The organism is Zoogloea sp., assembly GCF_023150065.1.
Lineage (GTDB): Bacteria > Pseudomonadota > Gammaproteobacteria > Burkholderiales > Rhodocyclaceae > Zoogloea.
The window spans coordinates 89,560-109,664 of record NZ_JAKLLN010000018.1; the positions used below are offsets into that span (position 1 = coordinate 89,560).

16 protein-coding genes and 1 riboswitch are annotated in these 20,105 nt (G+C 66.2%); of the genes, 15 read left to right on the forward strand and 1 reads right to left on the reverse strand.

Annotated elements, in window-relative coordinates; genetic code table 11:
- The first annotated feature begins 15 nt into the window (after positions 1-15).
- The 11 genes from L6Q67_RS17990 to cheB all read left to right on the forward strand — a co-directional run bounded on the left by L6Q67_RS17990 (position 16) and on the right by cheB (position 14,683).
- A complete protein-coding gene (locus L6Q67_RS17990) occupies positions 16-2,250 on the forward strand; it encodes a chemotaxis protein CheA (RefSeq protein ID WP_296572677.1) in 2,235 nt (744 codons plus the stop codon).
- A 28-nt stretch (positions 2,251-2,278) separates the two neighbouring features.
- Positions 2,279-3,883 (forward strand): methyl-accepting chemotaxis protein, encoded by a 1,605-nt coding sequence (locus tag L6Q67_RS17995; protein WP_296572680.1) that lies wholly within the window; start codon positions 2,279-2,281, stop codon positions 3,881-3,883.
- Positions 3,884-3,886: 3 nt separating this feature from the next.
- Positions 3,887-4,450 (forward strand): chemotaxis protein CheW, encoded by a 564-nt coding sequence (locus tag L6Q67_RS18000; protein WP_296572682.1) that lies wholly within the window; start codon positions 3,887-3,889, stop codon positions 4,448-4,450.
- A gap of 4 nt (positions 4,451-4,454) precedes the next feature.
- Positions 4,455-5,294: a protein-glutamate O-methyltransferase CheR gene (locus tag L6Q67_RS18005; RefSeq protein WP_296572685.1), complete on the forward strand. Its 840-nt coding sequence runs from the start codon at positions 4,455-4,457 to the stop codon at positions 5,292-5,294.
- 4 nt (positions 5,295-5,298) lie between these two features.
- Positions 5,299-5,799 carry a chemotaxis protein CheD gene (locus L6Q67_RS18010; RefSeq protein WP_296572688.1) on the forward strand — a complete coding sequence of 167 codons (501 nt, stop codon included), beginning with the start codon at positions 5,299-5,301 and terminating at the stop codon, positions 5,797-5,799.
- A 25-nt stretch (positions 5,800-5,824) separates the two neighbouring features.
- Positions 5,825-6,904 carry a chemotaxis response regulator protein-glutamate methylesterase gene (locus tag L6Q67_RS18015; protein ID WP_296572692.1) on the forward strand — a complete coding sequence of 360 codons (1,080 nt, stop codon included), beginning with the start codon at positions 5,825-5,827 and terminating at the stop codon, positions 6,902-6,904.
- 117 nt (positions 6,905-7,021) lie between these two features.
- Positions 7,022-7,342 carry a hypothetical protein gene (locus L6Q67_RS18020; protein ID WP_296572693.1) on the forward strand — a complete coding sequence of 107 codons (321 nt, stop codon included), beginning with the start codon at positions 7,022-7,024 and terminating at the stop codon, positions 7,340-7,342.
- A gap of 9 nt (positions 7,343-7,351) precedes the next feature.
- Positions 7,352-9,424 (forward strand): TIR domain-containing protein, encoded by a 2,073-nt coding sequence (locus L6Q67_RS18025; protein WP_296572696.1) that lies wholly within the window; start codon positions 7,352-7,354, stop codon positions 9,422-9,424.
- An 8-nt stretch (positions 9,425-9,432) separates the two neighbouring features.
- Positions 9,433-12,525, forward strand: coding sequence for a hypothetical protein (locus L6Q67_RS18030; RefSeq protein ID WP_296572700.1), 3,093 nt, complete (start codon positions 9,433-9,435; stop codon positions 12,523-12,525).
- Positions 12,526-12,895: 370 nt separating this feature from the next.
- On the forward strand, positions 12,896-13,522 hold the full coding sequence (locus tag L6Q67_RS18035) for a helix-turn-helix domain-containing protein (protein ID WP_296572707.1): 627 nt from the start codon (positions 12,896-12,898) through the stop codon (positions 13,520-13,522).
- A gap of 111 nt (positions 13,523-13,633) precedes the next feature.
- Positions 13,634-14,683, forward strand: coding sequence for a chemotaxis-specific protein-glutamate methyltransferase CheB (gene cheB, locus L6Q67_RS18040; RefSeq protein WP_296572709.1), 1,050 nt, complete (start codon positions 13,634-13,636; stop codon positions 14,681-14,683).
- Positions 14,684-14,712: 29 nt separating this feature from the next.
- Here the strand turns inward: cheB and L6Q67_RS18045 are convergent, their stop codons facing one another.
- On the reverse strand, positions 14,713-15,288 hold the full coding sequence (locus L6Q67_RS18045; protein WP_296572710.1) for a TMEM165/GDT1 family protein: 576 nt from the start codon (positions 15,286-15,288) through the stop codon (positions 14,713-14,715).
- A gap of 17 nt (positions 15,289-15,305) precedes the next feature.
- Positions 15,306-15,466: riboswitch (yybP-ykoY riboswitch) on the reverse strand.
- Positions 15,467-15,546: 80 nt separating this feature from the next.
- Here L6Q67_RS18045 and czcI point away from each other — a divergent pair.
- The 4 genes from czcI to L6Q67_RS18065 form a co-directional block, all read left to right on the forward strand.
- Positions 15,547-15,891: a cation efflux protein, CzcI family gene (gene czcI / locus L6Q67_RS18050; RefSeq protein WP_296572714.1), complete on the forward strand. Its 345-nt coding sequence runs from the start codon at positions 15,547-15,549 to the stop codon at positions 15,889-15,891.
- A gap of 120 nt (positions 15,892-16,011) precedes the next feature.
- Entirely contained in the window at positions 16,012-17,316 is a 1,305-nt protein-coding gene (locus L6Q67_RS18055) for a TolC family protein (protein ID WP_296572717.1), read from the forward strand.
- A gap of 9 nt (positions 17,317-17,325) precedes the next feature.
- Complete coding sequence (locus L6Q67_RS18060) at positions 17,326-18,630, forward strand: efflux RND transporter periplasmic adaptor subunit (RefSeq protein WP_296572720.1); 1,305 nt, start codon at positions 17,326-17,328, stop codon at positions 18,628-18,630.
- 15 nt (positions 18,631-18,645) lie between these two features.
- The coding region (locus tag L6Q67_RS18065) for a CusA/CzcA family heavy metal efflux RND transporter (protein WP_296572722.1) at positions 18,646-20,105 on the forward strand (1,460 nt) is incomplete at its 3' end.

Consider the following 20,105-nt stretch of genomic DNA (forward strand, 5'->3'; position numbering starts at 1 on the left):
CAGGAGATCGTCACGATGAGCGCCCAAATGGACGACGCGCTGCAAACGCTGATCATCGAAAGCCGTGAACTGCTTCAGCACATGGAGGAGGCCCTCCTGGCGCTCGAACAGACCCCCGACGATGCCGAAGCGGTCAACGCCATCTTTCGCGCCGCCCACACCATCAAGGGCTCGGCAGGATTGTTTTCCCTCGACCATATCGTGGCCTTCACCCACGTGGCCGAGAGTGTGCTGGATCGGGTGCGCGACCATCGGCTGGCGATGAGCCCGGCCCTCGGCGGCCTGATGCTGGAGGTCTGTGACCATCTCGGATGGCTCATTGACGGGGTCGCGGCGAGGCAGGCCCCGGACGATGCCCTCTCCGGGCGCAGCGAAGCCATTCTTGCGCGGCTCCGGGAATATCAGACGCCCTCCGCCTTGCCGCCGCAGCTGGACCTCAGCGATGTGGACTGGCCCGACGGCAACGACATCGCGCCACGCCCGTCGGTACCCGTGCGCGGGGCCGACAGCGTCAGCAGCGGCATGTGGCACATCTCCCTGCGTTCGGGGCCGAATCTGCTGCGCGACGGCATGGACCCCTTGTCGATCCTGCACTACCTCGGCACCTTCGGCCAGATCGTCAACCTGGAGCTGATTCTCAACGACATTCCCCCCTTGTCGGTGATCGATCCGGAGAGCTGCTACATCGGCTACGAGTTGGGCTTTGCCAGCGAAACCGATAAGGCCACCATCGATGGCGCCTTCGATTTCGTCCGTGAGGACAGCGTTGTTCGCCTGATTCCGCCTTATGGCCCGCTCGCCGACTACCGGGCGCTGTTCGCCGACATGTCCGGGGACAGCCTCTTGCTCGGCCGGATGCTGGTGCGCTGCGGCTCCCTTACCGAGGACGAACTCACCCAGGCCCTGGAGACCCAGGAACGCATCGAGCTGGACAGTCAGTCCGCAGGCAAGCCCGCGTCCCTGCTCGGCGACGTTCTGGTGGCCCAGCAACTGGTGGACAAGCCGATGGTGGATGCGGCGCTTGAGCGTCAGCATCAGCTCAAGACGATGACGGCGGGGGAGGCCACACTGATCCGTGTCGATGCTGCCAAGCTCGACCAGCTCATCAATCTGGTGGGCGAATTGATCATCGCAGGCGCCGGTGCCCAACTGGTGGCGCGGCGGCTCAAGGTGCCCGACCTGGTGGAAACCACCAGTGTGCTGGCGCGGCTGGTCGAGGATGTGCGCGACTCCGCCCTCACGCTGCGGATGGTGCAGATCGGTGCCACCTTCAACCGTTTTCGTCGGGTTGTCCGTGACGTGGCCGCCGAGCTGGACAAGGACATCCAGCTCGACATCCGCGGCGGCGAGACCGAGCTGGACAAGACCGTGGTGGAGAAGATCGGCGATCCACTCACCCACATCGTGCGCAACGCCCTGGATCACGGCATAGAGCCGGCCGACGTGCGTCTCGCGCGGGGCAAGCCGCGCCAGGGCCGGCTCAGCCTCAACGCCTATCACGAGTCGGGCAGCATCGTCATCGAGGTGAGCGACGACGGCGGCGGGCTGCGCAAAGAGCGCATCCTGCAGAAGGCCATCGAGCGTGGCCTGGTGAGCGAAGGGCAGACGCTGTCGGACAAGGAGATCTTCGGGCTTGTCTTCGAGCCGGGCTTTTCCACCGCGGCCCAGGTCAGCAACCTGTCCGGGCGCGGCGTGGGGATGGACGTGGTCAAGCGCAACATCCAGGCGCTGCGTGGCACGGTGGATCTGGACAGCGTGGAAGGGCAGGGCACCACCGTGCGCCTGCGTCTGCCGCTGACGCTGGCCATCATCGACGGCTTCCTCATCGGCGCCGGCAGCGCATCGTACGTGGTGCCGCTGGAGCAGGTGCTCGAATGCATCGAGCTGCCCGACAAGGACAAGCCGGAGGCGGGCGCGAGCTACCTCAACCTGCGCGGTGAGGTGCTGCCCTTCGTGCGCCTGCGCGACCTGTTCGACATCCCGGGCGAGGCACCCCGCCGCGAGAACGTGGTGGTGGTGCAGTACGCCGGGGAGCGGGCCGGGCTGGTGGTGGATCAGCTCTTCGGTGAGTTCCAGACCGTCATCAAGCCCCTCGGCAAGGTTTTCAGTCATATCCGCTGTATTGGCGGTTCCACCATTCTGGGCAGCGGAGAAGTTGCCCTGATCCTTGATGTTCCCGGGCTGGTTCGGCAGGTGACCGAGCGCCAACCCGTTTCCCGTTACCTGTCTTCCACCCCGTCGGCGGCTTGAGCCGTCGGCCCTCCTTTGGAGAATCGTCATGACCGTCAGCAAAAAGATGCTGTCCTTGATCCTGTCTGCCGCTTTCGGGATCGTCCTCCTCGCCATCGTGGGCCTGACCCAGATGAGTCGGGTCTATGACACGACCAACTACGCCAATATCAATGTTGTGCCCAGCATCCTCACGCTGGATGCGGCCTTCTCACCGATGGCCGCCGCCCGTACCCAGCTGTGGCAGCACATCGCCGCGTCCGACGCGGCCGTGATGGCGGGGCTTGAAGAGAAGATCACCGCCAACCGCCGCAAGATCGAGGATGCCCTGAAAAAGTACGAAGACCTCGTCAGCGACGAGAAGGACCGGAGCCTGCTTGCCGCAGACCGGGCCGCGCTGGCCGACTTCGACCAGCTCCGAGACCGGGCCTACGTGCTCTCCCGGGTGAACAAGATGGAAGAGGCGAGGGATCTGATCATGGCCAACCAGGCTGTCATGGCCCGCCTGTGGGACGCCTTCGAGGATCACCGCCAGTACAACGCCGAGCTGGGCCGCAAGGCCGCCGAGGAGGCGGCCCAGAGCGTGGTCAGCGCCCGTTGGGTGGCGATGGGGATCGGCGCGGCCACGCTGGTCGCCGTATCGCTCATTGGCATCCTGATCACCCGCAGCCTGGTGCAGCAGCTGGGCGGCGAACCGGGCTACGCGGCCGAGGTGGTGTCGAAGATCGCCGAAGGCGACATGACGCTGACCGTCAACACCAAGGCCGGCGACACGAGCAGCCTGCTCTATAGCCTGAAGACCATGAACGAGCGGCTCACGTCCATCATCACCGAAGTACGTAGCTCGGCCGATTCACTCTCCAGCGCATCGGAAGAGGTGAGCGCCACCGCCCAGAGCCTGTCCCAGTCTTCCAGCGAGCAGGCGGCGAGCGTTGAGGAGACCTCGGCGTCGATGGAACAGATGTCGGCGTCCGTCACCCAGAACAGCGAGAATGCCACCCTCACCGACAGCATGGCGGCCAAGGCGGCCAAGGAGGCGATCGAAGGGGGCGAAGCCGTGCGCTCGACCGTGGAGGCCATGAAGAGCATCGCCGACAAGATCGGCATCGTCGACGACATCGCCTACCAGACCAACCTGCTGGCCCTCAACGCGGCCATCGAGGCGGCGCGGGCCGGTGAGCACGGCAAGGGCTTTGCGGTGGTGGCGGCCGAAGTGCGCAAGCTGGCCGAGCGCAGCCAGGTAGCGGCCCAGGAGATCTCCGAGACTGCCCGGAGCAGCGTGGCCCTGGCCGAACGGGCCGGAACGCTGTTCGAGGGGATCATCCCGAGCATCACCAAGACGTCCGATCTGGTGCAGGAGATCGCCTCCGCATCGGACGAGCAGAGCTCCGGTGTCGGCCAGATCAACGCCGCGATGGCCCAGCTCTCCCAGACCACCCAGCAGAACGCCTCGGCCTCCGAGGAGCTCGCCGCCACTGCCGAGGAGATGAGCGCCCAGGCCGAACAACTGAGCAAGGCGATGGCCTACTTCAAGCTGGCCAGCGGCAACCGGGCGCGTCCCGCCCGGGCCGAAACCGCCAGCCGGGCCGAGAGCCGTCGCGCGTCCTCCCGGGCGCCGATCTTCGAAGCCGAATACGTCCAGTTCGAGGGCTGAGCGATGGCCACCCTTGCCAGGAAAGACGCGCCGGGGCTCGCCGTAGAGCCCTGCCAGTACCTGACCTTCACCCTGGGCGGCGAGATGTACGCAGTCGAGACCCTCAGCGTGAAGGAGATCATCGAGTACGGTCAGGTGACCACCGTGCCGATGGTACCGCCGAGCATCCGCGGGGTCATCAACCTGCGCGGCGCGGTGGTGCCGGTGATTGATCTGAAGGCGCGTTTCGGCGGCCAGCCCACCGGGATCACCCGGCGTACCTGCATCGTCATCATCGAGATGGGGAGCAGCGACGAGTGCCAGGTCGTGGGGATTCTGGTGGATACGGTGAGCGAGGTGCTGGAAATTCCGCCCGGCGAGATCGAGGCGCCGCCGGCCTTCGGCGCGCGCATCCGGGCAGATTTCATCCGCGGCATGGGCAAGGTGGGGGGCGGTTTCGTGATCCTGCTCAACGTGGAGGCGGTGCTGTCCACGGATGAACTGTCGGTGCTCGATGAATTGTCCCGCCAGGGTTCCCCGGTGGACGCCGGTGCCTTGCCGCGCCTCGGCAGCAGCGTGGCGGGCTGAGACCGTGATCACGACCACCGTCCAGCGTCACGTCACGGGGCTGCAGGGTCAGCTCACGGATCGGGAATTCGGCCAGTTCCGTGCGCTGATGTACTCCCTGGCCGGGATCAGCCTGTCCGCCGCCAAGAAGCAGCTGGTGGCCGGGCGGCTGGCCCGCCGGTTGCGCCAGCTGGATCTGGACGGCTACGGCAGCTACCTCCAGCGGGTACAGGCCGATGCGGCGGAGCGCCAGGTTGCGGTAGATCTGCTGACCACCAACGAGACCTACTTCTTCCGCGAGCCCAAGCATTTCGACTTCCTGCGCAGCCAGGCCCTGCCCGAACTGAAGGGGCAGAGCACCGTGCGGGTATGGAGCGGTGCCTGCTCCAGCGGCGAGGAGCCCTACACCATCGCCATGGTGATGGCCGAAGTGCTGGGGGGGCGCCCGTGGGAGATCGTCGCCTCGGATCTGTCCACCCGCGTGCTGGCCCAGGCGCGGGAGGGGCGTTACCCGATGGACGACTCGGCCGGAATTCCCCGGCCGCTGCTGGCGAAGTACTGCCTGAAGGGCATCGGCAGCCAGGACGGCACCTTCATGATGAAGCCCGAGCTACGCGGAAGGATCAATTTCCGCCAGATCAACCTGAACGCCACCCTGCCGGAGATCGGCCAGTTCGACGTGATCTTCCTGCGCAATGTGATGATCTATTTCGACCTGGAAACCAAGCGCCAGGTGATCCGGCGCATCCTGCCGCTGCTGCGGCCGGGGGGCTATTTCATCGTCAGCCACTCGGAGAACCTCAACGGCGTCTCCGATGCCCTGAAGACCGTCCGCCCGTCGATCTACCGCAAGCCGGCGGCCTGAACCCATGCGCATGCCCGACGGGGTCGTCGAGATCTTCCTGCAGCCCGGCGAGTGGTATTTCGGCGACAGGCGCACGCGTATCCGCACCGTGCTGGGTTCCTGCGTGTCCGTGGTGTTCTGGCACCCCGACAGGCTGATCGGAGGCATGTGCCACTTCGTGCTGCCCAGCCGCGGCCACACACGCTCCCGCGGGCTGGACGGGCGCTACGGGGATGAGGCCTTCGACCTCATGCTCAGGGAGATTCGATCCGCCCGGACGCAGCCCGAAGAGTATCGGGTCCGCCTATTTGGCGGTGGCAACATGTTTCCCGACCTTGCCCGCGGACGCTGCATCCCTTTGATCGGGAAGAAGAACGTGGTGCTAGCCCACGAACTGGTACGCGCCCACTGCCTGCAATGTGTGGGTACCCATGTTGAAGGGCATGGTCATCGCCATCTGCTCTTCGACATCTGGAGCGGCCACGTCACCATGAGGCATGCGGCAGGCCCGGCTGAAGTCACTTGAACAATTTCGGAAGAACAGGAAAGCCATGCCTCCCATCAAGGTCATGATCGTCGACGACTCGGCAGTGGTCCGCCAGGTACTGTCGGCAACACTGGGCGAGGATCGCGCCATCGAAGTCATCGGCGCGGTCGTCGATCCCGTATTCGCCCTGGAGAAGATGAAGGCCTGCTGGCCGGACGTCATCGTGCTCGACGTGGAAATGCCGCGCATGGACGGAATCACCTTCCTGCGCAAGATCATGGCCGAGCGCCCCACGCCGGTGGTGATCTGCTCGACCCTGACCGAAAAGGGGTCGGAGACGGCGCTCCAGGCCTTGTCGGCGGGTGCGGTCTGCGTCGTCACCAAGCCCAGGATGGGTCTCAAGCAGTTTCTGACAGACAGTTCGGATGACCTTGTCAGCGCAGTCAAGGTGGCGGCACGGGCCAAGGTGCGACGCCTGATGGCCGCGAGCCAGACCATGGCCGTGCCGACGGGGCCCAAGTTGTCGGCCGACGCCATCCTTCCCGCCGGAACGGCGATGGCCCAGACCACCGAGACGGTGATCGCGATCGGTACATCGACGGGCGGTACCCAGGCCCTGGAGGCCGTGCTGCGTGCCCTGCCGCGGGTATGCCCGGGGATTGTGGTCGTCCAGCACATGCCCGAGAAGTTCACCGGCGCCTTTGCCCAGCGTCTCGACACTGTGTGCGAGGTGGAGGTGCGTGAGGCCCGCCAGGGCGACCGGGTGGTGCCGGGCCGCGTCCTGATCGCACCGGGAGGGCGCCACATGCTTCTCAAGCGCAGTGGCGCCCAGTATGTGGTGGATGTGGTCGACGGGCCGCCGGTCAGCCGCCACCGGCCGTCGGTGGACGTCCTGTTCCGGTCGGTGGCCCGCTTTGCCGGCCGCAACGCGGTGGGCATCATCATGACCGGCATGGGGGATGACGGCGCCCGGGGCATGAAGGAAATGCACGATGCCGGCGCCTGGACCGTGGCCCAGGACGAGGCCACCTGCGTGGTTTATGGTATGCCCAAGGAGGCCGTGAAGCTCGGCGCAGTGGACCGCATTCTGCCGCTCCAGGACATTCCCTCTGCCATCCTTGGGCGGATCAGCCGCAAGGGGTGATGCTCTGGCTGGCCGGCAAGTCCGCCGGCATGGGGATTCGTTCCATCTCGCATGGACATTCGGAGAGTCGCGCCGTATAAAGGAAATGAGGCTTCCGGTCGCGGGGTGAAGAGTTCCATGACGCATCGCTTGGTGTTGCTAGGGCTATTGGCGGCCGCTTGTTTGCCGGCGGTGGATACGCTGGCTTTCTGCACGACCCGCGAGCGCATCCAGTTGCGTAACGAGGGCGTGCCGCAGATGGAGATTGATCGCCTCTGCGGCGGTACGACCCAGCAGCGCGTGCCGTCGATGGCTCCGCAGCAGCAGATGCCGCGCCCGCGTTTCGCCACCCTCTGCATGACCAATGCCGGCCCCTGCCCGATGGCCGTGGCCATGCCGGTCGGTGCGGCCTGCGCCTGTTACACCCAGTGGGGCGCGGTGCCGGGAATGGCCCAGTAGGCGCACACCATGGCCGACATCTTCCTCAGTTACGGACACACCGACCGGGCCCAGGCGGAAGTCCTCGCCACGGCGCTGGCGGCGCGCTTCTCAGTCTGGTGGGACAAGGATCTGGACGCCGCCTGTACCTGGCGCAAGGAACTCGAGGAGCAGATCGACGGGGCACGCTGCGTGGTGGTGCTGTGGAGCGAGACCTCCCGGGACAAGGACTTCGTGCGCTCGGAGGCCAGCCGTGCCGCCCAGCGCCGCACCTTGCTGCAGGTCTGCCTCGACGGTGAGGACGTGCCTCTCGGCTTTACCGAATCCCAGTGGATAGACCTGCGGGCCTGGAACGGGGAGGCGGATGACCCCTTGCTGGCCGAGGTGCTCATCACTCCTCTGGAAAAGCGCGTGCGGGGCAGCCGCTCGGCCCTGCTGGTGGGCGTGGATGCCTACGCCCACGGCACGGGCTTTCAGGCTCCCGGCTGCGCATCGACCAGTGTGGACGCCCTGCGCAAACTGCTGGCTGATCGGGATGACACCCACTTCCAGGTCGAGACCCTGATCAACCCCGAAAAGACGGCCCTGATGAAGAGCCTGCAGAAGGTCTTCAAGGATGCCCTCCCCAACGATACGGTGCTGCTCTACTACTGCGGGCACGCCAAGCTGTCCGCCCGGGGTGATCTCTACCTGTGCCCCAATGATTCCGAACTCGACTACCTGGATGCGACGGCGATCTCCATGGAGTGGATTGCCAAGCGGGCACTGAACGAGAGCAGTGCCTCCCAGCTGGTCATCCTGCTTGACTGCATCTATAGCCTGACCGAGGACGCCGTCGGGCAGGTGGATATTCCGTCCATCCTGGTCTCCAACCTGGGGCAGGGGCAGGGCAAGTACGTGCTGTCGGGGAGCACGGTGCTCGACCGCGACGTGGCCGAACGGGGCGTGCCGCTCTCGCGCCTGGTGCGCTGGTTCGTCCATGGGGTCGAGACCTTCGAGGCGGACGACGGTGACAGCATTCTCACCGCCGATGAGATCTGCCGCTATGTGCAGGCCCGTATCGAGGCCGAGGCGCCCGAGAACCATCCCCTGAGCAAGGGCTTCAACACCAACTCGAGTCGCGGGGAAGTGGCGCGCCGCACTGCCGCGGCGCCGACGGCCACCGCCCTGCGCGGCAATCGCGAGTTCTTCCTGGCCATTCGTGGTGCCCTTGACGAAGGGCGGCTCGTGCCGCTGGTGGGGGATGGTGTTTTCGGGAGTGGTCCCTTGAGCTCCTTCCGGCTGGTGAGTGCGCTGATCGAGACCGCCGGCCTGGAGGCCGGCATGCGCCTGGACGAACGCTACCCGCTGGCCACCGCCGCGGAATACCTGCTGCTGGTCTTCGGCGGTGAGCGGGGGGCCTTTCTCAAACGTCTCACCACGGTGCTGCGTGAACAGAGCCAGGCCGTCGTTCAGGCCCAGACCCAGACCCACCGCTTCCTGGCGGCCATGCAGTCACCGTGGATCATCGTCTCGGCCAGCTATGACTGGGTCTTCGAGAGTCTGCTGGAGCAGGCCGGGCTGCCCTTCACGGTGGTCACCCACATCCTCACGGCCGAGGATGACGAGCTGGATGGGCGCCTGCTGGTGATCCGCAGGGGAGGGCAGACGCCCTCGGTGGAGGTCAAGCTGGCCGACAACTGGCTGATCTCGGACCTGGGAGAGCACGGCGACCGCATCATCTACAAGATCGTCGGTTCCCCCTTCGCCAACGAACTGGCCGACCGCCGTTCCGGCATCGACACGGTGGTCATCACCGAGAGTGACCACATGACCTTCCTTGGCCGCCTGGAAAACGAACACACCAAGCCACCCAGCGCCTTCTCGCGGCGCCTGCAGAAGAGCGCCCTGCTGTTTCTCGGTTACAACCTGGATGTGTGGCATTACCGCCTGGTCGGGCACATCTTCAGCAACGAGGGGCAGGTGCGCCCACGCCGGCGCTACGCGGTGCGTACGGCGGTTTCGCCCATCGAGGAGCGTTTCTGGGCCCAGCTGGTGGCCGCCGAGGATCGCCTCCAGTCCGACTGTGAGGCCTTCGTGCAGACCCTCGGGCAGTTCAAGTAGGTTTCCCCATGTCCGACGCCCCCCACTCCCTGCTCCCGGTCGACGTCCATGAGCCCTACATCGGTCTCAAACCCTATACCGAGGCCGAGCGGGACCGCTTCTTCGGGCGGGAGCGGGATGCCCAGCTGCTCATCAACAAGCTCTTCTCCCACCCGCTGACGCTGCTCTATGCCCCGTCGGGAGTGGGCAAGACGTCCTTGCTGCGGGCCCTGGTGATCCCCGAGCTGCGGGCCGAGGAAGCCCAGGTGGTGTATTTCGACAAATGGAACACCCCGGATCCCTGTGATGCGGTGGCCCATGCCATTGCCGGCAGCCCCACGGCGCCCGGTGCCGGCCAGCTGGTGGATGCGGCCCGCTTGGTGCTGGCGCGGGACGACAGCACCCTGGTGCTGGTCCTCGACCAGTTCGAGGAATACCTGCAGCGCTACGCCGGCGACCTGGGCCATCTGCCGGCCGCCCTTGGCGCCCTGCTGCGCACGCCCCTCGACCTGCGGGTGGTGCTGTCCTTCCGGGAGGAGTTTCTGGCCAGCGTGGACGCCTGCCTGCGCGGGCATGTGCTGTCCCTGTTTGCCTCCACCTATCACCTGGAGCACCTCGACCGGGAGCGGGCACGGGAGGCCATTGCCGCGCCCGCCCGACGTTTTGGGGGCGTGTGTGACGACGAGCTGGTCGATCGGCTCCTGGATGATCTCGCGCCGGGCGACCCCGAGAAGTCCGCGGCGCGGCTGTTCCGCGGCGGGATCGAGCTGCCTTTCCTGCAACTGATCTGCCGCTGCCTGTGGGACAAGGCCCTGGCTGGCGGCAAGCCCGGCCTGCGCATGGCCGACTACCTGGCCCTCGGCGAGCGCCGCGGCATCATCGCGGCCTATCTCCATGATGTGACCCGTCATTTCGGGCTCTTCCAGTCCATCGACGCCGCGCAGATCCTTAAGGCTCTGGCGCCACGCAATGGCGTCAAGATCGCCTATCCCCTCGAAGCGCTGGCCGCCCAGGCGGGTACTTCCGAGAAGCGCACCGAACGGGTGCTCGATGTACTCCGCCAGCACCGCATCGTACGCACCCGCGATGGGGCAGGTGGGGTGAGCTACGAGTTGCAGCACGACGCCTTCATCGAGATCGTGCGCCCCTGGGCCGACCAGCGTTTCCGCCGCCGCAACCAGTGTCTGGGTGGCCTGGCGGGCCTCGCGCTGCTGGCCGCCATCGGCCTCAATCTCTATACGCTGCAGCAGGACAGGCAGGAGGCCAACGCCCGTCGCATCGCTGCCGAAGTGACCGACCGCATCGAGGTGGACACCCGTCGGGCGCTGGTCGAGGCGCTGGCGCTGGCGGCCGACTCCAGCGACCGCAACGTGCGCAACACGCTGCGCCTGGCCATCTCCGGCTTCCTGCACAACCCGGCACTGGCCCCCCACAAGGGGGCCGCCAACGGGGTGGCTTTCAGTCGCGACGGGGCGTGGATCGTCAGCGCCGGTGATGACGGCGAGGCGCGTCTGCTGCACAGCCAGAGCCTCGCCGTGCAGGCACGCGTCATCCACGCCGGCCCGGTGGTGGCGATTGCCGTGTCGGAGGACGGATCGCGGGTGGTTTCGGCCAGCCGGGATGGCCTGTTGCGGGTCTGGGACCGGAGTGGAAAGCTCCTGACCGAGTGTGGCCATGCCGGTGGCCCGCCGTGGCTGGATGCGGATATCAGCCGTGACGGCAAGCGGGTGGTGGCGATCCGCGAATCGGAGGACGGCACGCCGCCGGATCTTCTGCTCACCAAAGCCGGTGGCGCCTGCGCGCTGGGCCGGCTGTCCGGGCATTTCGGCAACGTGGGCTCGGCCAGCTTCGACGACAGTGGCAAGTGGGTACTGTCCTACGGTAACAACGACAACACGGCCCGCATCTGGGACGTGGTCGACGGCAGCGTGATCACCCTGACCCACCCCGATGAAGTCTTCGGGGCCAGCTTCTCGCCCGATGGCACTGAAGTGGCGGTGGCGGTGGCTGACGGCACGCTCTACCGCTGGACAGCCCGTGGCCGCCTCATCGGGCATCCCCTCGAGCTGCCGGTTCAGGCGGAGCAGCCTCCGGTATCCGCCACCTCGGTGCGTTATGCGCCGGACGGCCGTCGTCTGGTGGCAAGCAGCTCCGATGGGGGTGTCTACGTATGGGATGTGCAGCCCGACGCTCAGCCCCAGGGGGCTGCACCCCATGCCTTGCCCGGGGTACACGCCGGGGGGGCGCTGGCGGCCTACTTCAGCCCGGATGGAAAGCGCATCTTGTCCTACGGCCGGGACGACACGGTTCGGGTATGGGATGAACCCTTTGCCTTCCGCGCCCGGGAGTTCCGCGGCCATGGCCAGGAAGTCCGGGCCGCGCTGTTTGCGCCCGACAGCACCCGGGTGGTGAGTGCCGGCGCCGATGGCACGGTCAAGCTGTGGCGCCTCCAGCCGGCCGATTTTCTGCCACCCATGGGGAACGGGCTGATCCTCAGCGCCAACGGCCGGTACAGCTTCCGCCTGGCGACCGGCGAGCTCTTTGAAACCGGTGGCAGTGGCGCCGGCCGTAGTCTGCTCCACAAGGGCGAGGTGGTGCGTACGGCAGTTTTCAGTGGCGACACGGCGTTGATCGCCCTGGGCCTCAACAGCGGCCATCTGCGGGTCCTCCCGGTGGTGGGTGGAGCGGCCGTCTTCGAGGCGGACGACCTGGACAGCCCCATCTACGCGCTGGCCTTTGACCGGCGTGGTCGGCGCCTGGCCAGCGGTGGCTCGGATGGTCACCTGCGTCTCTACGATCTGGATGCCCCCCGGCAGGACCGCAGCGGCGTTGCAGCCCATGCCGGGCCAGTGATCAGCCTGGACATCCACCCAGACGGGGAGCGCATTGTTTCCACCGGCGCAGACGGTACGGCCCGGGTGTGGAGCTGGAGCCGGCAGGCCCTGAGCACCCTGGAGGGGGAAGCCGACCGGGTGCGCGATGCGCGCTTCAGCGCCGACGGCAAACGCATCCTGCGCCGCAACGGCGACCGCATCACCACCTTCGATGGTGATGCCTGGGCGAGGGCGGATGACGAACTGGCCGGTTTCGCCCGCTCCCTTCTCGACACACGCCAGCCTTAGCCCGCTTCAGGCCGGGGCGCGCCCCCGGACATCCCGCCCAGCCGCCCCTTCCGGTGTTCACCAGCAGGGGCGTTGTTTCATGCTTTGTCAGGAAGGATCTGGAGAGGATGAAATTGTTGATTTTATCGTTGTCATCCTTCGGGCCTGTTGGATTTTCTTCCTGGTTTTCTATGTGGCGCTGAGCGGGAAGGCGTATTGCCTTGGCGAATATATCCAGTAAGGTCAGTGCTTAAAGAGGCTTTTCCGGTGTTTTCCTGGGGCGAGAAATGTGCTGGGTGTGAAAAACTCCCGCACCGCTTCAAACAACAAATACATCAATAACTATTTAAAACGTTAAAAATGATAATATCGCCAAAAATCTGGAAGAGCCATGACCCCGCAACCCGACACCATCCGCATCTGTTCGACCCGAGAGGCGTCCCGCCTGCTCGGCATCAGCGTGCGTACCACGCAGCTGTGGGTGGAGGAGGGGCATCTGCAGGCGTGGAAGACCCCAGGTGGACATCGCCGCATCCTGCTCGATTCCGTGGAGCGGCTGATGCAGGAGAACAGGCTTGCCGCGCTGACGTCGCCGGCGCCCTTCGGAGTGCTGGTGCTGCGTGAGGAGGCCGAAGGCGGCGAAGCCCTGCGGGGTGTGCTGGAGCACGTTCTGCCCGACTGTCAGGTCGCGACGGCCCGGAATGGCTTCGAGGCATTGATCCGGATCGGCGAAACACATCCCGAGGTACTGATTACCGACCTCGGCATTGCCGGCCTGGACTTCTTCAGCATGATTCAGGCCCTGGTGACCCACGCCCGGGAGCGGCTGATGCTCGTGGTGGTGCTGGTGGCGTCGGAGGCGGACAGGGCCGGGGTTCGCCAGCGTCTCCCCGAGGAAGTCGTGGTGATGGGAACGCCGGTGGATGGGCATGAGATCGCCGTCCTGGTGCGGGCCTTTCTGTGCAACTGGCAGCGCCAGTGCCCCGAGGCCAGGCCCGTAAGAGCCGGCCAGCGATGAACTTTCAAACCCTGGGAGCGAGAGAGTGCACGAAGCGCTGGCCCTTTGCCATTTGACCGAATTCTTCAAGGACGCGCCCTCGGCGCAGTCCTGATTATCAGGAGCCAAGCTGTGTCTTCAATCAAGGTCATGATCGTTGATGATTCGGCCCTGCTGCACCAGGTGCTGACGGAGCAGCCGGCTGCCGGTGGCATCGAGATTACCGGTGTTGCGGCCGATCTGCCGCGGGTGGGCGACGCCCTGCAGGCCCAATGGCCGGACGTGATCGTCCTCCAACTGGGCCTGACCGGACTGGATGGTTTGGCGCTGCTCAGGCAGATTCTCGCTGAACGGCCCACGCCCATCGTCGTGACAGCGCCTCCGACCGAGGCCGGCGTCGAGTTGGCGCTGGACGCCCTGAGTGCCGGTGCCGTGTGTGCTGTGACCCGGCCCACCGGGGTCCCCTGCGAAACCCCCGCCGACCTCTCGGATGATCTGCTGCACGCGGTCCGTGCTGCATCCCACGCCCAGGTTGTTCCGCCAGGAGGAGAGCCCATCCTTCCGCGGCACCTTGCTGTCGGCACGCCCGGCACCGGATATCCGCCGGTGGTGGCGATCGGTGCCTCGGCAGGCGGGGCACGTGCTCTGGAGACGGTGCTGCGGGCCCTGCCGGCCGACAGCCCGGGTGTGGTGGCCGTGGTGCACATGCCCGAGGGCTTCACGGCGGCCTATGCCCGGCTGCTCACCCCTCTGTGCCAGGTCGAGGTGCGGGAAGCCCGCCACGGTGACCGGGTGGTGCCCGGCCGGGTGTTGCTTGCCCCCGGAGGTGCGCACATGCTGCTCAAGCGCAGCGGAACCCAGTATGTGGTGGATATCATCGACGGCCCTCCGGTGAGCCGCCGCCGCCCGTCGGTGGATGTGTTGTTTCGTTCGGTGGCACGCTTTGCCGGCAAGGACGCCCTGGGCATCATCATGACCGGCATGGGCAGTGATGGGGTGCGCGGCCTGAAGGATATGCACGATGCCGGCGCCGGCACCATTGCTCAGGACGAGGCCAGCTGCGTGGGCTACGACATGCCCGGCGAAGCCGTCAGGATGGGTGCCGTCTCCCGCGTCCTGCCCCTGCAAGCGATCCCGGACGCCATCATGGGGCGCCTCGGGCCGGAACCCGAGGCGGGCTGAAGGGGGGCCGACCCCGGCCTGCGCGGAGCTTACAGCCCGAGCGACTCGCCTGCGCCGAGCAGGGTTGCCACGCCAAGGATGGCAAAGATGGCCGCGGCAATCATATGGACCAGACGCACCGGCATCTTGTCGGCGATGCGGTTGCCCAGCAGCACCGCCGGCACGTTGGCGATCATCATCCCCAGCGTGGTGCCGGCGACGACGGTGACGAAGGCATGATACTGGGCCGCCAGCGCAACGGTGGCCACCTGGGTCTTGTCCCCCATCTCGGCCAGAAAGAAGGCGATCAGGGTGGTTCCGAATACACCGAACCTGGCGAACTTGGCTTCGTCCTCGTCGAACTTGTCGGGGATGAGTGTCCAGATGGCCATGCCGATGAACGACAGTCCGAGCACCCAGCGCATCGCCTCGGGTGCGACCAGGGAAGTGATCCAGGCACCCAGCGCCCCGGCGAAACCGTGGTTGGCGAGGGTGGCGACCAGAATGCCGATGATGATGGGGACAGGTTTGCGGAATTTGGCCGCGAGGATGAACGCGAGCAGCTGAGTCTTGTCGCCGATTTCAGCGAGGGCAACGATGCCCGTGGAGACGAGGAAGGATTCCATCACATGATACTGGCCGGAGTTTCCAATTGACCACGCAAGCTCTCCGGCCCTGGGAGCTTGGGTGGTCAATGGTCTTGCCAAGTATGGGAACCGCTTGCGCCATGCCGTGGCCGGCAAGTATGTTGACGCAAGCCTCTTCTGGACGAAGAGAGGCTACTCCCCAATGACGCCGCAAATTATACCGATTTTCGGATAGTGGGTGGTGCGCCGCAGCAAGGTCGACAGCAGACTTCCGCAACTCTGATACCATCCGTGCCCATGCGCCGCTGGCTTGCCATCTTCCTGCTGGTCTTCCTGCCACTCCAGTTCACCTGGTCGGCAGCCGCCGCCTATTGCCAGCACGAATCGGGCAAGGTTCAGCACTTCGGTCACCACGAGCACAAGCACGCAAGCGACGCTGGTGCCAAGGATGCCACGAAGGCGCCTTCGGGCATCGATGAGGACTGTGCCTTCTGCCATGCCGGTTGTGCGTCAGCCCTGACTGGCATCTTTGATGTGATGCCCCCTCTCGTGGCGGATTCGAGCCCGCCCTGGGCGCCGCATTTCCTCGCCTCGCCGCCGGGCGATCTGCCCGAACGTCCCAACTGGATTGCCTCCGCCTGATCGGCGGGAGCGGATTCCTACTTACCTCGTATCCTCTGCGGCGTTCGCCGCACGTCCATCCGGCTTTCCGGAGGACGGCCCGCCGATTCCCCCACGTGTTTTTCACCACTGGAGAATCGGATGCAATCCAAATCAAGCACTGCGCTTGCGCTGTTCTGTGCCCTGGCCCTGCTGGTCGGGCCGGCGCGAGCTGAAACCTACACGGCGGTCAATCCCGCTGTCCGTAACAACCCCGCCGAGCCTGCAGGCCCCTTGAGCCTCGAGGCTGCGCTCGACCTTGCCCGTGCGGCCAACCCCGAGCTTTCCGCGGCCACGAACGAGTTGCGTGCCGTCGAGGGGGCCTTGATCCAGGCCGGTCTGCGGCCCAACCCCGACATCTCGGCCTCGGTAGAAGATACCCAGAACCGTGCCACCCGTACGACCACCTTCCAGATCGGACAGATGCTGGAGCTCGGTGGCAAGCGTGCCGCACGCGTCGCCACCGCCGAGCGGGGCCGTGACGTGGCGGATGCCGATCTGGCTGCCCGGCGCCTTGAGGTGAGGGCCGCGGTGGTCGGGCTGTTCTTCGATGTGCTGGTGGCCCAGGAGCGCCTCCAGCAGACCGACGACCTGGTTGCGCTGGCCCAGCGGGCAAGCCTCGCGGCGGCCCGGCGGGTGGCAGCCGGCAAGGTCTCACCGGTGGAGGAGACGAAGGCTCGGGTCGCCGAAGCTGCGGCAAGGATCGAACTGAACCAGGCACACGCCGATCTCGTCACGGCCCGCAAACGACTGGCCGCCACCTGGGGCAGCGCGCAGCCGCGCTTCACGCAGGCGGAAGGGCGCACCGACGCGCTTCCAGTGCTACTTGAGGACGACGTACTAGCCCGCCGCCTCGAAACCGCCCCGGCACTGCGTCGTTGGCACCACGAGGTCGATCGCCTGGTTGCGCAGGCTGAGCTGGAGAAGGCGAAGCGCGTTCCCAACGTGACGGTCAGCGGGGGGGCGAAGCAGGTGGAGGAGCTCGGGCGGACACAGGCGGTGGTCGGCCTTTCGATTCCGTTCCCTGTCTTCGACCGCAACCAGGGCAACGTGCTCGAGGCGCTTCGGCGTGCCGACAAGGCACGGGACGAACTGCGCGCCGCCGAGCTGCGCCTGGGCGCTGACGCCACCCAGAACCAGGCGCGCCTGAAAGCCCTTCTGGCGGATGTCAGGACGCTCCAGCAGGAGATCCTGCCCGGATCCCGAAGCGCGTATGACGCGGCGACCAAGGGCTTCGAGCTCGGAAAGTTCAGCTTTCTCGAAGTACTCGATGCCCAGCGCACCTTCTTCCAGGCCCGCGCCCAGTACCTCAAGAGTCTCTCCGATGCCCATCGCACTGCTGCCGAACTGGAGCGTGTGCTGGGTGCCATCACCTCGCCGTCGCCCGTGATGGCCGACCGTCCGTAGGAGCCCACCATGAAGAATCCGCTCAATTCGACCCCCTCCCGCCTCAACCGCAAGCAGGTCGCCGCCATCGCGGTCATCGTCCTCGGGGGGATCGCCACCGCTGCCTGGATCCTCGGCACCGGCCCGACAAGCCCCGCCGGCGAAGCCACCCACGCCGAAGCGCATGGTCATGACGACAAGGAACATCACGGCAGCCGTGCCGGTGACGGGCATGCAGATGCCGGCGGTCACGGTGACGCCGAACATCATGCCGGGAAGAGCGAGGCCGAGGGCGAAGCCCACGACGAGATGATCGTGCTGACCGATGCGCAGATCCAGTCCGCTGGTGTCGGCATCGACAGGGCGGCGCCGGCGCGCATCCAGACCAGCAGCCAGCTGCCGGGCGAGATCCGCTTCAATGAGGACCGCACCGCCCACGTGGTACCGCGGCTGGCCGGCGTGGTGGAAAGCGTGTCCGCCAACCTGGGCCAGCCGGTGAAGCGCGGGCAGGTACTGGCAGTGATCGCGAGCACAGGGCTGTCGGAGCTGCGCAGCGAACTGCTGGCAGCGCAGCGGCGCCTGGCCCTCGCCAACTCCACCCATACCCGTGAGAAGCAGCTGTGGCAGGAGAAGATCTCGGCCGAGCAGGACTACCTTGCCGCCCAACAGACTTTGCGCGAGGCGGAGATTGCCGTGGCCAACGCCCAGCAGAAGCTGGTGGCGCTGGGGGCCAGCGCGGCGGGCACTGGCAGCCTCAACCGCTACGAGATCCGTGCCCCCTTCGACGGGATCGTGGTGGAGAAGCACATCGCCCTGGGTGAAGCCGTAAAGGAGGACGCCAGCATCTTCACCCTGTCGGACCTCTCCACCGTATGGGCTGAAATCGTTGTGCCAGCCAAGGATCTCGACGTGGTGCGGGTGGGCGAGAAGGTCGTGGTCCGCGCGACGGCGTTCGATTCCCGTGCCGAGGGCCGCATCTCCTACGTGGGAGCGCTGCTCGGGCAGGACACGCGCACAGCCAAGGCGCGGGTGACGCTGGCCAATCCGAAGATGGCATGGCGCCCGGGCCTGTTCGTGAATGTGGACGTGGTGTCGGGCGAGACCGAGGTTCCGGTGAGCGTGCTCGCCGATGCGGTGCAGACCCTGGAAGACAGGCCGGTGGTGTTCGTGCGGATTAAGGACGGCTTCACCGCGCAGGCGGTGAAGCTCGGCCGCAGCGACGGCAAGCGGGTGGAGGTGATCGACGGGCTCACGGCCGGCACGGCCTACGCAGCGTCGGGCAGCTTCGTACTGAAGGCGGAGCTCGGCAAGGGCAGCGCCGAGCACGCCCACTGATGGAAGGGAACGATCATGTTTGAACGCATCATCCGCCTTGCCATCGAGCAACGCTGGCTGGTTATGCTGGCCGTGATGGGGATGGCGCTGCTTGGGATCTACAACTACCAGCGCCTGCCCATCGATGCCGTACCGGACATCACCAACGTCCAGGTCCAGATCAACACCGCCGCCGCCGGCTACTCGCCGCTCGAGGTGGAGCAGCGGGTCACCTATCCGGTGGAGACGGTGATGGCTGGCCTGCCGCAGCTGGAGCAGACGCGCTCCCTGTCGCGCTATGGCCTGTCGCAGGTCACCGTGATCTTCAAGGACGGCACCGACATCTACTTTGCGCGGCAGCTTGTGAACCAGCGCATCCAGGAGGCGAGGGAGAAACTGCCCGCGGGCATCACGCCGACGATGGGGCCGATCTCCACCGGCCTTGGCGAGATCTATCTGTGGACCGTGGAAGCCGAGGAGGGCGCCCGCAAGCCGGACGGTTCCGCCTACACACCGACCGACCTGCGGGAGATCCAGGACTGGATCATCAAGCCGCAACTGCGCAATGTGACGGGGGTGACCGAGATCAACTCCATCGGCGGTTTTGCCAAGGAGTATCAGGTTGCACCCAGCCCCGAGAAGCTCGCGTCCTATGGCCTGACCCTCAATGACGTGGTCACCGCCATCGACCGCAACAACGGCAACGTAGGGGCCGGCTACATCGAGAAGCGCGGCGAGCAGTTCCTGATCCGTGCGCCGGGTCAGCTGCACACCCAGGACGACATCCGCAACGTGATCCTCGGCAACGTGCAGGGTGTGCCGATCCGCATCCGCGATGTGGCGGAGGTGGGGATCGGCCGCGAACTGCGCACCGGTGCGGCGACCGACAACGGCCGCGAGGTGGTGCTCGGCACGGTGTTCATGCTGATCGGCGAGAACAGCCGGACGGTGTCGCGGGCGGTCGATAAGAAGATGGCGGAGATCAACCGCAACCTGCCCCAGGGCGTGCAAGCGGTGACGGTGTACGACCGCACGGTGCTGGTGGACAAGGCCATCGGGACGGTGAAGAAGAACCTGCTCGAAGGGGCGATCCTGGTGATCGTCATCCTGTTCCTGTTCCTCGGCAACATCCGGGCGGCGGTGATCACCGCCATGGTGATTCCGCTGTCGATGCTGTTCACTTTCTCGGGGATGGTCGGCTACCGGGTCAGCGCCAACCTGATGAGTCTGGGGGCACTCGACTTCGGCATCATCATCGACGGTGCCGTGGTGATCGTCGAGAACTGCGTGCGCCGGCTCGCCCACACCCAGGAACGGCTTGGCCGCCCACTCACCCGCAGCGAACGCTTCCACGAGGTCTTCGCCGCGTCGAAGGAGGCGCGCCGTGCGCTGCTCTTCGGCCAGCTCATCATCATGGTGGTCTATCTGCCGATCTTCGCCCTCGCCGGTGTGGAAGGGAGGATGTTCCACCCGATGGCCTTCACGGTTGTCACGGC

Bases quoted from the DNA above. Each gene is read 5' to 3' on its own strand.
- L6Q67_RS18000 (WP_296572682.1), top strand. From the start codon at position 3,887: ATGGCCACCCTTGCCAGGAAAGACGCGCCGGGGCTCGCCGTAGAGCCC.
- L6Q67_RS18020 (WP_296572693.1), top strand. From the start codon at position 7,022: ATGACGCATCGCTTGGTGTTGCTAGGGCTATTGGCGGCCGCTTGTTTG.
- L6Q67_RS18060 (WP_296572720.1), top strand. From the start codon at position 17,326: ATGAAGAATCCGCTCAATTCGACCCCCTCCCGCCTCAACCGCAAGCAG.
- L6Q67_RS18015 (WP_296572692.1), top strand. From the start codon at position 5,825: ATGCCTCCCATCAAGGTCATGATCGTCGACGACTCGGCAGTGGTCCGC.
- L6Q67_RS18030 (WP_296572700.1), top strand. From the start codon at position 9,433: ATGTCCGACGCCCCCCACTCCCTGCTCCCGGTCGACGTCCATGAGCCC.
- L6Q67_RS18055 (WP_296572717.1), top strand. From the start codon at position 16,012: ATGCAATCCAAATCAAGCACTGCGCTTGCGCTGTTCTGTGCCCTGGCC.
- L6Q67_RS18035 (WP_296572707.1), top strand. From the start codon at position 12,896: ATGACCCCGCAACCCGACACCATCCGCATCTGTTCGACCCGAGAGGCG.
- L6Q67_RS17995 (WP_296572680.1), top strand. From the start codon at position 2,279: ATGACCGTCAGCAAAAAGATGCTGTCCTTGATCCTGTCTGCCGCTTTC.
- L6Q67_RS17990 (WP_296572677.1), top strand. From the start codon at position 16: ATGAGCGCCCAAATGGACGACGCGCTGCAAACGCTGATCATCGAAAGC.
- L6Q67_RS18010 (WP_296572688.1), top strand. From the start codon at position 5,299: ATGCGCATGCCCGACGGGGTCGTCGAGATCTTCCTGCAGCCCGGCGAG.
- L6Q67_RS18025 (WP_296572696.1), top strand. From the start codon at position 7,352: ATGGCCGACATCTTCCTCAGTTACGGACACACCGACCGGGCCCAGGCG.
- L6Q67_RS18045 (WP_296572710.1), bottom strand. From the start codon at position 15,288: ATGGAATCCTTCCTCGTCTCCACGGGCATCGTTGCCCTCGCTGAAATC.
- czcI (WP_296572714.1), top strand. From the start codon at position 15,547: ATGCGCCGCTGGCTTGCCATCTTCCTGCTGGTCTTCCTGCCACTCCAG.